Source organism: Roseixanthobacter finlandensis, assembly GCF_043195105.2.
Classification (GTDB): Bacteria; Pseudomonadota; Alphaproteobacteria; order Rhizobiales; family Xanthobacteraceae; genus NCEH01.
In genome coordinates this window covers 3,412,692-3,425,473 of sequence record NZ_CM195536.1, presented here as the reverse complement: position 1 = coordinate 3,425,473, position 12,782 = coordinate 3,412,692, and the positions used below count along the sequence as shown (strand labels likewise).

The 12,782-nt window shown below is 66.0% G+C and carries 6 protein-coding genes and 2 pseudogenes; 2 read left to right on the top strand and 6 right to left on the bottom strand.

The genetic code is table 11. The features are described 5' to 3' along the window. Positions 1 to 114: 114 nt before the first annotated feature. A pseudogene (locus V5G24_RS16240) lies at positions 115 to 288 on the bottom strand (transposase); the annotation flags it as partial. A 260-nt stretch (positions 289 to 548) separates the two neighbouring features. Here V5G24_RS16240 and V5G24_RS16235 point away from each other — a divergent pair. Further along, positions 549 to 2,516: an endonuclease NucS domain-containing protein gene (locus V5G24_RS16235; protein WP_394081136.1), complete on the top strand. Its 1,968-nt coding sequence runs from the start codon at positions 549 to 551 to the stop codon at positions 2,514 to 2,516. 314 nt (positions 2,517 to 2,830) lie between these two features. Here the strand turns inward: V5G24_RS16235 and V5G24_RS16230 are convergent. Together V5G24_RS16230 and V5G24_RS16225 are read right to left on the bottom strand one after the other, a co-directional pair. Beyond that, positions 2,831 to 3,733 (bottom strand): annotated as a pseudogene (locus tag V5G24_RS16230) (NAD(P)-dependent oxidoreductase); the annotation flags it as partial. Between the two features lie 42 nt (positions 3,734 to 3,775). Next, positions 3,776 to 4,792 carry an aldo/keto reductase gene (locus V5G24_RS16225; RefSeq protein ID WP_394081138.1) on the bottom strand — a complete coding sequence of 339 codons (1,017 nt, stop codon included), beginning with the start codon at positions 4,790 to 4,792 and terminating at the stop codon, positions 3,776 to 3,778. A 116-nt stretch (positions 4,793 to 4,908) separates the two neighbouring features. On the opposite strand from V5G24_RS16225, the gene V5G24_RS16220 reads away from it, so the two are divergent. Next, positions 4,909 to 5,850 carry a LysR substrate-binding domain-containing protein gene (locus tag V5G24_RS16220; RefSeq protein WP_394081140.1) on the top strand — a complete coding sequence of 314 codons (942 nt, stop codon included), beginning with the start codon at positions 4,909 to 4,911 and terminating at the stop codon, positions 5,848 to 5,850. Between the two features lie 410 nt (positions 5,851 to 6,260). Here V5G24_RS16220 and V5G24_RS16215 read toward each other — a convergent pair whose 3' ends face one another. From V5G24_RS16215 to wecB, 3 genes are all read right to left on the bottom strand, one after another. After that, positions 6,261 to 8,576 carry a Tex family protein gene (locus tag V5G24_RS16215; protein ID WP_394081142.1) on the bottom strand — a complete coding sequence of 772 codons (2,316 nt, stop codon included), beginning with the start codon at positions 8,574 to 8,576 and terminating at the stop codon, positions 6,261 to 6,263. 598 nt (positions 8,577 to 9,174) lie between these two features. Beyond that, positions 9,175 to 11,448 carry a hypothetical protein gene (locus tag V5G24_RS16210; RefSeq protein WP_394081144.1) on the bottom strand — a complete coding sequence of 758 codons (2,274 nt, stop codon included), beginning with the start codon at positions 11,446 to 11,448 and terminating at the stop codon, positions 9,175 to 9,177. A gap of 168 nt (positions 11,449 to 11,616) precedes the next feature. Then, positions 11,617 to 12,705 carry a non-hydrolyzing UDP-N-acetylglucosamine 2-epimerase gene (wecB, locus tag V5G24_RS16205; protein ID WP_509292248.1) on the bottom strand — a complete coding sequence of 363 codons (1,089 nt, stop codon included), beginning with the start codon at positions 12,703 to 12,705 and terminating at the stop codon, positions 11,617 to 11,619. Positions 12,706 to 12,782 lie beyond the last annotated feature (77 nt).

Genomic DNA, 12,782 nt, shown 5'->3' with positions numbered 1-12,782 from the left:
GGATGGGAGGGGGGTGTCTCTCCGCTTGTCCGGGCGAGGGTGTTTGCGACACCATACCCCCCACCCCAACCCTCCCCCGCAAGGGGGGAGGGGGGAGGGCGCGTGTGTGGGGAAGGTGCGCGGGCCATAACACTTGGGCAGGCCTCGCCGTGGCGCACCGGATCGCAGCACCCGGAAGATGCCATTTAGCACGGGCCGGTCATCGACGCGCGGCACGCCTCGTGGCGTGTTGGGCAGCCGCGGCCCGATCGCGCGCCACTCGAAGTCGGTCAGGTCATATTGGCTCATGCCGATGCTGAAACAGCATTTGGCGAACTCCGGAAGCGGCCAGGCAGCTATCGAGCCCGTTTCCGACATCGTCGCCGTTTGTGAAAATCCCCGAAAGCAGACATTTAATTTCAGGCTACGGGTTGCAGCCTCACGCCATTCCGTCCGTTTTTCAACGGGACTATTGGGTCGCTTGTTTGAGTTAGCTACCCTGTGCCATTCGCGCTATTAAGTGATATTACCGCACAGTGCCAGCAAGGTAGGTCAAGGAGAATTAAAAATTGTTTGAATCGGCCCTCCGTGATCTTCTCGCATCCCAGATAACTGCCCTTGAAGAAGGGCTAGTTGTTTTGAATGCCGAGGCATACATCCCTAGCAGGATCGGGACACGAAGCTTCATCGATATACTGGCCAAGGACGTGCGAGGGCGCTGGGTTCTTATCGAGCTTAAAAGAAGCGATGCCGCCAGCCGCGAAGCCATTCACGAAATCTACAAGTACGTTGAGGCTGTAAAAGGCCATCTTGGGGCGCGCGATGACGAGATACGGGCCATTATCGTTTCGACCGAATGGAAAGAGCTGCTGGTCCCCTTCTCCCGTTTCGTTCACGACACATCCATATCCGTTTCGGGGGTGAAAATATCGGTAAATGAACCGGACAGAGCCATTACCAAAGAGTCTGTTCAACCGCTGGAGCTGACCTCTGGCCGGGTTCTTTCTCCGTGGCATGAGATAAGCTTGTATACCAGTGAAGAGCGACTTGCAGAAGGCATCGCAAGCTACGATGCGAGCTGCAAGGCCAAAGGCATCAATGACTACATAATGGTAGAGCTGAAAGCCCCGGAAGGATTTTATGAATCCTCGGTTGTGGCTACGGCCGCTCAACTACATGGGATTCGGGGCGATACCGGAGAACTTACGGAAGAAGAAATCGCCGATGTGGCGGGCAAGATGGACCGGCTCGATCATATGATCTATTTCGTTCCGCAGCTTCAGACGGCAGAAGAGTACCTCGAAATGATCCGGGCAGACCCGGAGCAGTACGAAGAGGCGAAGGAATTTCCAGATCACATGGAAGGGGATGAGCTTCTGTGTTCTCTTCAGGAATATGCTCTGGACGCCAGCCCGAAGGTTGATCGCGATTATTTCGAGATCGGATATCCGGCAAAGTTTCGAAGCAAGCTCTTGGCCGATGAAGCGTGGAGCATCACGAAGATCCATCGCCGTGGCGCCTTCGCCCGCAACGCTGTCCTTACCGACGAAACCATTCTAGGTGAGATAGAGGGTGATGCCGGCACATCCGGTCAGCGCCTGAAACGCACCATTAAGCTATCCGACAGGGCCGAATACGGGCAACTCCTGAAAGATGTCAATGAGACCCTTCCGAACAATCCTGTCTGGGCGGGAATGGTCCGTGCCCAGTTGGAGGAGGCACGCACGGATTTCCCGGATGGAACTGCCGAAACTTCGATATTTGCGCCGTCAACCGGACTGATGACGCTTTTCTTCGCCAAAACGCAGGAATCGGGGATCAATTACGTCCCCAGCTACACGATACTGATCCGTAATGACGCGGACGTTTGCCGTGCCTATGTCGGGGAGCTCCTAGCAGCGGATGACGCGGTACAGCCGCCTGAGGCATTCCTTGACATTTTAATGAATTACTATAGCGGAGACCTTGGCTCTCTAGTCATGAGCATGACGTGGGGAGGATATGAAGCGCGCGACATTGATATGCTGGAAGAGCTCGGCCTGATCTACGGCTCATTCCGCTGCAACATCGAGGGTGAAGAGCGCGAATTCTCTAGAATGAAAAACAATCGGTGGCGCAGTGTCGGGCAGATTGTTCCATACGCGGAATTCGGCAACTATCTCGAAAAGAACGAGAGGCTGCTGCGTATCATCGTCAATAAGCTCTCTCCACGCATTGGCGGTGGCATATGTGATGGAAGCTCTGCAGATCGCCAGCTTGAAGATTTGATCGATCCGGTTACCGTCGCGAAGGGTAGGCATCATCCCGATGCGCCCGAGCATTGCGACATCTGCTCAATCCCTCTTGCCCGAGAGACGTTTTTCTCCGATGGGCGCCTGCAAGATAATCCGGCATGGGCCAATATGTGTGCGGACTGCAGCGTCTATCATGGAGCAGGCATTGGATGGGGCACCGGCCAGTTGTACCGGAAGGAGAGCGACGGCAGGTGGCTCATGGTCGGCGGCTTGTCAGATGAAGAGGGCGACGAAAACGTCTGACACTAGCCGGAATGGCCGCTTCTTCGTACTACCATCCAAAAGCGGATAGTCTGTAAACCACCCCATCTCCGTCATTCCCGGTTTATGGGTCACGACCGACTTGGAACGATGCCGCGTGACGCCGCGCACATCGACCTGCTGATCTGAGGCCTGAGAATCAGCGGCGGCCCTCCCCCCTTGCGGGGGAGGGATGGGAGGGGGGTGTCTCTCCGCTTGTCCGGGCGAGTGGGGTGCTTGCGACACCATACCCCCCACCCCAACCCTCCCCCTCAAGGGGGGAGGGGGCAGGTCGCGCCTGCGGCAATGATAAAGACCTACCCCCTCTTCCCCTGGCCGGAATCGCGCAGTGCGAGGCCGCCGACGGCGGACCAATCCAGATCCTCGCCCCCTTGCGCCAGCAGCGAGAGGAAGCGGTCGCGCAGAAGGCTCGCCAGCGGCAGCGGCACGCGCAGCGCTTCGCCGGCCGCCAGCGCGAGGCTCACGTCCTTCAGCCCCAGCGGCGCGGCGAAACCGGCGGGCGAGAACGCTTCGTTGGCAATGAGATTGCCATAGGTGCGATAGACCGGCGCGCCGAACAAGGTGGAGGTCAGCAGGTCGAGATACTGGTTCTTGTCGATGCCGGCCTTGCCCACCAGGGCCATGGCCTCGCCCAGCGCCTCGATGACCGAGGCGATGAGGAAATTGCCGCTCAGCTTCACCACATTGGCGGCTTCGGGTTTTTCCGAAAGCGCGAAGGTGCGCTGGCCCATGGCCTCGAACAGGGGCGCGCAGCGCGCGATGCTGTCCGGCGCGCCGCCGGCGACGATGAACAGCTTGCCCGCCGCCGCCGCATCCGGCCGACCGAACACGGGCGCCGCCACATAATCCTGGCCGGCCTCCCCATGGGCCTTGGCGAGGCGCTCCGACAAGGCGACGGAAATGGTGCTGTGGGAGATGTGCAGCGCGCCTTTGGGCTGGCTCTCGAGGATGGCGCCATCGCCGAGCACGACGCTTTCCACTGCCGTGTCGTCCGCCAGCATGGTCAGCACCGCTTCGCTTTGGCAGGCCTCGGCGATGCTGGCGGCGCGCACGGCACCCGCGGCCACCAGCGCATCGGCCTTTGCGGGCGAACGGTTGTAGACGCTGACCTCATGGCCAGCCTTGAGCAAATTCGCGGCCATGGCTTCGCCCATGCGGCCGAGCCCGATGAAACCCACTTTCATGGCTTTGGTCCTTTCATGATGCCCGGCCGCACGGGTGCGGCCGGGGCGTGCGGGGCGTCAGGCCGGGCGCACCGGGCCGGTGCCGGCGCCGGTGGCTTCGATGGCCGCGGCGATGGCTTCGAGATCGGCCGGCGTCAGTTCCAGGCGCGCCGCGTCGAGCCAGCCGTCCACCTGGGCCGGGCTGCGGGCGCCGACGATGGCGCTGGTGACGCCGGGCCAGGCCAGCGTCCAGGCCACCGCCACGGCGGCGACACTGGTATTGTGCGCCTCCGCGATGGGCTTCAGCGCATCGGCGAGCTTGAGGTTGCGGATGAGATTTTCGCCGGAGTATTGGGCATTGCGCGAGCGCCAGTCGTCCTTCGGCAGAGCGGCGGCGCGCTCCGCGGTGAAGCGGCCGCTCAGCAGGCCCGATTGCATGGGGCTGTAGACGATGACGCCCGTATCGTGCGCCGCGCACCAGGGCAATTCGGCGCTCGCCACATCGCGGCGGATGGCCGAGAAGGGCGGCTGGAGCGTATCCACATGGCCGAGCGCCTCGGCCCGCGCCAATTGCGCAGTATTGTGGTTCGACAAGCCGACGGCGCCGACCTTGCCCGCCGCCTTCAGGTCCAGCAGCGCCTGCCAATAAACTTCGATCTCGGTGCCGTCATTGGCCGGCCAATGCATCTGATAAAGGTCGATGCGGTCCACGCCGAGGCGCTTCAGCGAAGCCTCGACCTCGCGCTTGATGCTTTCGGGTGCGCCGATCCGCTTGGGTTCGGCGGCGCGGTCGGCCGCGTCCCATACGAGGCCGCATTTGGTGAAGACATAGGGCCGCTCGGCGGCGGGCATGTCCTTCAGCGCCGCGCGGACGATCTCTTCGGAATGGCCGAGGCCGTAGACTGCGGCGGTGTCGATCCAATTGATGCCGCGCTCCACCGCATGGCGGATGGCGGCGACGGATTCGCTGTCGTCCTGGCTGCCCCAGCCGACCGCCCAATCCGGGCCGCCGATGGCCCAGGCGCCGAAGCCGACGCGGGTGATGTCCATGCCGGTGCGGCCGAAGGGACGGGTGGGCAGGCTTGTTTTTGGCATGATGCGCTCCATTGGCAGGCGGGCCGTGTGAGGCGTAGATGGGTCGCGTCGTTCAATCATTCCAATGGATTTTTGAGATGCGATATAGCTGCTCGATCGCTTAATCGGAAACCGCCATGGAATTGCGTCAGCTTCAGCACTTCATCGCCGTGGCCGAGGAAGGCCATTTTACCCGCGCGGCGGGGCGGGTGAACATCGTCCAGTCCGCGCTCTCGGCCTCCATTCGCGCGCTGGAAGGGGAATTGGGCGCGCAACTTTTCGTGAGGAGCACGCGCCAGGTGCGCCTGACCGTCGCCGGCGGCGTGCTGCTCGACAAGGCGCGGCTGATCCTGGAGGCGGTGGGCGCGGCGCGGGCGGCGGTGGTGGAAGTGCAGAATCTGGAAAGCGGCAAGCTTTCGGTCGGCACCATGCAGAGCCTGCCGCCGTTCCTGGATCTTCCGGCCCTGCTCGCGCGCTTCCATGCCCAGCATCCGAAGATCGAGATCCGCCTGACCCAGGGCAGCGCCAATCATATGCTCGATTGCCTGCGCGAGGGGCGGCTCGATCTTGCCTTCTTCCCGCTTGGCGAGGATGCGGGCGATGTGGTCACGCGCATGATCGCGTGCGAGGAAATGGTGCTCGCCTGCGGGCCGCGCCATGCGCTCGCCGGACGGACGGATGTGCAGCCGGTGGAACTCGCCCGCGTGCCGTTCGTGGATTTCGAGCGCGGCTGGGGCACGCGGCGGCAGGTGGACCAGATCTTCGCCCAGGCCAATATCCAGCGCCGCATCGCCTTCGAGGTGAACGAATTGGGCACGCTGCTGGATCTGGTGGCGCAGGGGCTGGGCGTGGCGCTGGTGCCGGAGGCGATCGCGCGCGGCCATCACCCCACCGTCGGCATCGCCCATCTGGCGGGGCCGGAAATCTGCTGGGAACTGGTGGTGGCCCATGTGGAGACGCCCGGCCAGGCCCACGCCAATCCTGCGGCGCGTGCCTTCCTCGATCTGCTCGGCGCCTCCGGCGACGGGACCGACCCGTGCGAAATGCGTCCGGCCCCGGCCCTCGCCCCCGTCTCCTGACCGCGTTTTCACCGTGCCGCGCCCCCTCACCCCGGCCCTCTCCCCGTGGGGGAGAGGGGGCGCGTGGGTGGCGAGAGGCGTGTGGGGCGGGAAGCGTTCTGTCTCCGCCGGGATTCACCTCTCCCCGCCGGGGAGAGGTCGGCCGCGCAGCGGACGGGTGAGGGGGTGCGGTCGGTCGGGCGATCGGCCCCTCACCCCAGCCCTCTCCCCGTGGGGGAGAGGGGGCGCGTGGAGCGGCGAGGGGGCGTATGGGGCAGGAAGCGTGCACGTTCCGCCTGGATTCACCTCTCCCCGCCGGGGAGAGGTCGGCCGCGCAGCGGACGGGTGAGGGGGTGCGGTCGGTTGGGCGCTCGGCCCCTCACCCCAGACCTCTCCCCGTGGGGGAGAGGGAGCGCAGGGGCGGCTCGTTCCTATTTCTGCCGGCGCATCGCCTCTGCCAAGGCGGCGGCCAGCGCGCCGTCGGCGGGCTTTGAGGGCTTCGCCTGGGTCGCGCGGCGCACGTCGGCGGGCGAGGCGCCCGATTGCGGCGGGCGCGGGCCGGAGGGGCGGGCGGCGCCGTCGTCCTTGCGCATGGTGAGGGCGATGCGCTTGCGCTTCACATCCACCTCCACCACCCGCACCTTCACCACGTCGCCGGCTTTGACCACCTCGTGCGGGTCCTTCACGAACCGGTCCGCCAGCGCCGAGACGTGCACCAGCCCGTCCTGATGGACGCCGATGTCCACGAACGCGCCGAAGGCGGCGACATTGGTCACCACGCCTTCCAGCAGCATGCCGGGCACGAGGTCCTTCATATCGTTGACGCCGTCCGCGAACGTGGCGGTCTTGAATTCCGGGCGCGGGTCGCGGGCTGGCTTCTCCAGCTCGGCGAGAATGTCCTTCACGGTGGGCAGGCCGAAGCGCTCGTCCACGAACAGCTTCGGATCGAGCGCCTTCAGCGCCGCGCTATCGCCCATGAGCGAACGCACGTCGCGCCCGCAGGAGGCGATGATCTTCTTCGCCAGCCCATAGGCCTCGGGATGCACCGAGGAGGCATCCAGCGGCTCGGTGCCGTTGGTGATGCGCAAAAACCCGGCGGACAATTCGAACGTGCGCGGGCCGAGCCGGGCCACGTCCAGCAATTGCTTGCGGCTCTTGAACGCGCCCACCGCGTTGCGATGCGCAACGATGGCTTCGGCCAGCGCCGTGCCGAGCCCGGAAATGCGCGCCAGCAGGGAGGGCGAGGCGGTGTTGAGATCGACGCCGACCGCGTTCACCGCATCTTCCACCACCGCGTCCAGGGCTTTGGCGAGGCGGCTCTGGTCCACATCATGCTGGTATTGGCCGACCCCGATGGATTTCGGCTCGATCTTCACCAATTCCGCCAGCGGGTCTTGCAGGCGGCGGGCGATGGAGACTGCGCCGCGCAGCGAGACGTCCACATCCGGCATCTCGGCGGCGGCCGTGGCGGAGGCGGAATAGACCGAGGCGCCGGCCTCGCTCACCACCACCGTCTTGGGCTTCGGCGCGGGCAAGGCGGAAAGGACATCGGTGGCCAGCTTCTCGGTCTCGCGGCTCGCGGTGCCGTTGCCGATGGCGATCAGCTCCACATTGTGCTTGCGGATGAGGTGGGCCAGTTCCGCGCTGGCGCCGGTAATGTCGTTGCGCGGCTGGAAGGGATAGATGGTCGAGGTGGCGATCAGCTTTCCGGTCTGGTCCACCACGGCCACCTTCACGCCGGTGCGGATGCCGGGATCGAGCCCCATGGTGGCGCGCGCGCCGGCCGGGGCGGCGAGCAGCAAATCCTTCAGATTGCGCGCGAACACGCGGATCGCCTCTTCCTCGGCCCGCTCGGTCATGGAAGTCATGAGATCGATGGAGAGATGCAGCGAGAGCTTCACCCGCCAAGCCCAGCGCGCCACATCGCGCAAGAAGGCATCGCCCGGCCCGCCGGCGGCGGAAATGGCGTAGGCTTGCGCGATCATGCGCTCCACCGGCTTGATGGGGGCGGGATCGTCGGCATCCACGTCGAGGTCGAGCGAGAGCACCTCTTCGTTGCGCCCGCGCAGCATGGCGAGCGCGCGATGGCTCGGCACATTGGCCCAGCGCTCGGAATGGTCGAAATAATCGCGGAACTTGGCGCCCGCCTCTTCCTTGCCCTCGATCACCTTCGCCTTCAGCACCGCATTGGCCTGCATATGGGCGCGCAGGCGGCCGATGAGGTCGGCATTCTCGGCGAAGGTCTCCACCAATATGTCGCGCGCGCCATCCAGCGCCGCCTTGGTGTCGGGCACATCGGCGCTGAGGAAGCGCGCGGCGAGCTCGGCGGGAATGCTGGCGCGATCGGCCAGAATGGCTTCGGCGAGCGGGCCGAGCCCGCGCTCGCGGGCGATCTCCGCCTTGGTGCGGCGCTTGGTCTTATAGGGGAGGTAGAGGTCCTCCAGCTCCGCCTTGGTGGTGGCAGCGGCGATCTTCGAGGAGAGCTCGTCGGTGAGCTTGCCCTGGGCGGAGATGGACTTCAGCACGCTCTCGCGCCGCTGCTCCAATTCGCGCAGATAGGAGAGGCGCTCTTCCAGCGTGCGCAATTGGGTGTCATCGAGGCCGCCGGTGGCCTCCTTGCGGTAGCGGGCGATGAAGGGAACGGTCGCGCCTTCGTCCAGCAGCCCCACCGCCGCATTCACCTGCGCGGGCCGCGCCGCGATCTCGCGGGCGATGATTTGGGCGATCTGGTCGGAGGTGGCGGCCATGGGGTCTCCTGCGGCGTTTTTCGGGGCGCCCTTGTGGGCTGATTCTGGACTGCACGCCAAATCGGGCCGGCCTATGGTCGCAGAGTCAGCGCCTCTTGCGAAGCGTGTCGGGGGCGGGGTGGCGGATCGGGCGGACCGGGGGTGCGTCTGCGGGATCGGCGATGGGGGATCGGCGATGCGGAATTTGCGCTGAACGTGCCGCCAGATTCATGTGGGGCGAACATTCGCCCGAAAAGCCGGTTTGGTGTGCCGCCAAGGCGCGGAGAAGCCTCACGAAACCCCAGTTCGTCCGCGCTAAGCCATTGTTTCACGTGAAACATTTTGCGCGAAAGACGGGGCGGGCGGGCTGATCGGATCGCGCTAGGTCCGACCGACAGTCAGCGGCGTGGCGCATCGTCGAGGCGCCTTGCGGCAGGTGCGCGCGAATGTCTTTCTTCCACCGTTCGTCATGGCCGGGCGTGTCCCGGCCATCTACGCCGGGCCGCCGGCCCGGGCCTTGAAAATCTGGTGCCTGCGGTGCCGCGTGGATGCACGGGACGAGCCCGTGCATGACGATGCTCTGCTGCAACGGCGTCAAGCCATGAATGTCGATCGCGCTCTATTGGCGCGGTGGCCGATGGCTGCGCACCCAGCGCGCCCGCAGGATCAGGAAGACGAACAGCAGGATGGAGATCACCGCCAGTACCGTGCCCCAATTGCTGGCGATGCGCAGCACCCGGCCGAGCGTGTCGGTGCGCTCGCCCACCTCCTGGGTGATCGGCGCGCGGGTATCGAGCTGGACGATCGGGCCGTCGGAGGTCAGCACCGTGAGATCGCCGCGGCCGAACTGGAACGGCCGGTCGAGATCCGGCGCAGCGGCGCCGAGGGTGCGATACATGATGCCGCGCTGGCCGTTGGCAACCACCGCCTGGGCCACGCCCGCCCCGGTGACGCCGGAGACATTGAGCAGAACCTCGCTCGGCCGCTCGCGCAGGATCAGCCGGTCCTCGGCAATGGTCACCTTGCTGGTGGCGCCGGCCACATTGGTGTCGAGCGCGAGGAACGTGCCTTCCGGCCGCGCCTCGGTGTCATTGGCGACCACGGTGAGCTTGGCGCGCTCCGGCGAAATGCCGGCGGCGGCGGCGATGGCAACCATCTGCGGCAGCCGCAACGCGCCGGCCTGCAAATAGGCCTGAGGTACGAAAATCTCCGCTTTTTCCGCGAGATAAGGCACGATGCCGACGAAATCCTCGGTCTTCGGCGCCGGCTCCAGCATGACCCGGCTGGAGGGAAGAACCGCGACCGGGAAGGATTGTGGCGTCTCGCGGCACCGGTCGCTCATGGGCTGGCGCTGGAACGAGACGCGCAGCACGTTGCGGGCCGTCAGCGCATAGTCCGGCACCGCCACCTTGATGGTTTCCGGCTGGCCGTTGGCGGTCAGATTGCGCGCCCCGAGCAAGTAATCATTGAGGAAAACCGAGGCGATGGGCGCGGTATCGCCGGCGCCGGGGGCGGCCGAGACATCCACCGCGAACGCCGCCGGCACGCGCCCGCCGGTGACCACGGTCGCAAGGTCGAAGCCCGCGCTCCAGTCGCCGCGCGCCAGCACGTCGAACGATCCGGGGGTTCCGCCAAGGCGCGACAGCGGCACCTCGGCGGCATTGACGAGATCGGGGCTCGCCGCGGTGATGGCCCGCACCCGCGGCACCACCAGCATGCGCCGCCACAGATCGGCAAGAATGCCCGCCGCCGGCGCGCCGGCATTGGCGGCAACCGTGATCACCGGCCGCCCGGCAAGCCTGGCGAGGCTGACATTCTGGTCCGCGCCGGGCTCGGAAACGCCGGAGCCGGCATTGGTCCATTTGTCATAGGCCTCGCCGGCGCTTGGGCTCGCGGTGCGGATCTGGTCCCGCAGGGCGGCAAGCGCGTTGGCGACGGCGCCGGAAAGGTTTTCGTCCACGATCGCGATGTCCGCGGCGATGGCGCCGGGGCCGCTCACCACCAGCAGCGCGCCGATCTCCGCCTCATTGGCGATGCGATGCTTGTCCTTGCCGGAGATGGCGGCGAAGGCGGGCACGCCGGCAAAGCCCGGCGGAACATCGAGGCCGGTCAGGTCCACCTCGTCGCCGACCTGGGGCAGGGACACCATGCGGGCGCGCCGGCCCGCCCGCTCCAGCACGGCGGCAATGCGCCAGGCGGCGTCGAAGGCATTGCGCGAGAGCGGCGCCGGCGGCATCAGCAGGATCGGATGGGGCGGCAGGGCGCTCCAGGCGGTGGTGATGTCGGTCACCGCATTGCGGTCGTAGGTATAGGTCAGGCGGGTGTCGGGGCCGATCTCGAAAATATTGCCGATCGCCCGCTCGTCCGCACACAATTGCTCGGCCACCACCGAGGCCCAGGCCACGTTGAGATCGAGGAAGCCGGTGCGCCGGGCAGTGGTCGCCACCGGGATCTCGAACAGCACCGCGCTTTTCTCGCCCTTCACCTGCTGCGCCACCTGCGGCGTGCCGTCGATGGAGACGAGATAAGTGGTGCGCCCGCCGTCGCCGCGCAGATAGCGGCCCTGGAAATTCAGCCGGGCGCTGTTCAGCGGCAGGTTGGCGGGAACCGGGAAGAACACGGACCGCCGCGCATCGAGCCCCGACAAGCCGATCGGCTGGAGGATGCCGAGATCGGCCAGGGTCAGCGAAACGGTGACGGAGCCGTCGCCGGCAATCCGTTGCATGGCATAGGCGACGGGATCGGTAGGCGCGGGCGTCAGAGCGGCGGGGGCGCTGTCCTGCGCCAGGGCCGGCAGGCCGGCGGCGCAGATACCGCTCAAGGGCAGGGCCAACGCGAGGGCGAGCCTCCAGCCCTTCGTCGCGAGGTATCCCTTCGCGCCTCGTCCCGCCATCCCCGCGTCCTTTCACTCAAAACCGCGCGCATACACTTCCGCGCGTATTACCTAATTGCCGCCCGTCAGTCACCAAAGTGATAACACAGACCGGTTTCAAGGCCAGTCCCGGCAATAAAATCGCGTCGTCGGGCGAGATGGCTGGGCCAGAGGCCGGGCGGCGAGGGCTCAGGCGGCGAAAGTCGATGTTCCACGCGCACACAATGTATCAACGATGCGGCCGGACGCCTTGCCGTCGCCATAGGGGTTCAGGCGCTGGGCGAACCTTGCGTAATGGGCCGGATCATCCAGCAGGCGCGCCACCGCCGAAACGATGCGGGCCGGGTCCGTGCCGACCAGTTCCACCGTGCCGGCGATAACCGCTTCCGGCCGCTCGGTGACATCACGCATCACCAGCACCGGCTTGCCGAGCGAGGGTGCCTCCTCCTGCACGCCGCCGGAATCGGTCAGCACAAGGGCGGCACGGCGCATGAGATAAAGGAACGGCACGTAATCCAGGGGCGCGATGAGGTGCATATTGGGGCAATCGCCGAGCCGCTCCATCACCGGGCCGCGCACATTGGGGTTCAGGTGGACGGGATAGACGATGTCCACGTCGCCGCGCCGGGCCAGGCGCGCCAGCGCATCGCAGATGGCGACGAAGCCGGCGCCGAAATTCTCGCGCCGATGCCCGGTCACCAGTATGAGTCGTCGCGCGGGGTCGAGGTCAGCGAACCGCGCATCCAGCTCCTGGTGCAGAGCGGCATCGGAATCGATGCGCGCGAGGGTCAGGAACAGGGCGTCGATGCCGGTGTTGCCGGTCACCGTGACGTGGCCCTGCACGTGCTCCGACGCGAGATTGGCGGCAGCCGCGGCGGTGGGCGCGAACAGCTGATCGCACAGGCGATCCACCACTTGCCGGTTCATTTCCTCGGGCCAGGGGCGCGCGAGATCATAGGTGCGCAGACCCGCTTCGACATGCCCCACCTTGATGCCCCGGTTGAACGCGGCCAGTGCCGCCGCCAGCGCCGTGGTGGTATCGCCATGGACCAACACACGGTCGGGCCGCGCCTCGTCCAGCACCGGGTCGAGGGCCGCGATCACGCGGGCACACAAGGCGTTCAGCGTCTGGTCGGGCCTCATCACGTCGAGATCGTAATCGGGGGTGATGCGGAACAGGCCCAGCACCTGATCGAGCATGGCGCGATGCTGCCCGGTGACGCACACGAGCGAGGTCAGCGACGGTTCCGCCGCAATGGCCGAGACCAGCGGGGCCATCTTGATGGCTTCCGGCCGGGTCCCAAAAACGCTCAATATCCGCATCTGCTGCCCTAGGTTTTCGAACGCGATCGGCG

Coding starts and splice junctions, on each gene's coding strand:
- V5G24_RS16225 (WP_394081138.1), bottom strand. CDS start 4,792: ATGCCAAAAACAAGCCTGCCCACCCGTCCCTTCGGCCGCACCGGCATG.
- V5G24_RS16220 (WP_394081140.1), top strand. CDS start 4,909: ATGGAATTGCGTCAGCTTCAGCACTTCATCGCCGTGGCCGAGGAAGGC.
- V5G24_RS16215 (WP_394081142.1), bottom strand. CDS start 8,576: ATGGCCGCCACCTCCGACCAGATCGCCCAAATCATCGCCCGCGAGATC.
- V5G24_RS16210 (WP_394081144.1), bottom strand. CDS start 11,448: ATGGCGGGACGAGGCGCGAAGGGATACCTCGCGACGAAGGGCTGGAGG.
- wecB (WP_509292248.1), bottom strand. CDS start 12,705: ATGGCCCCGCTGGTCTCGGCCATTGCGGCGGAACCGTCGCTGACCTCG.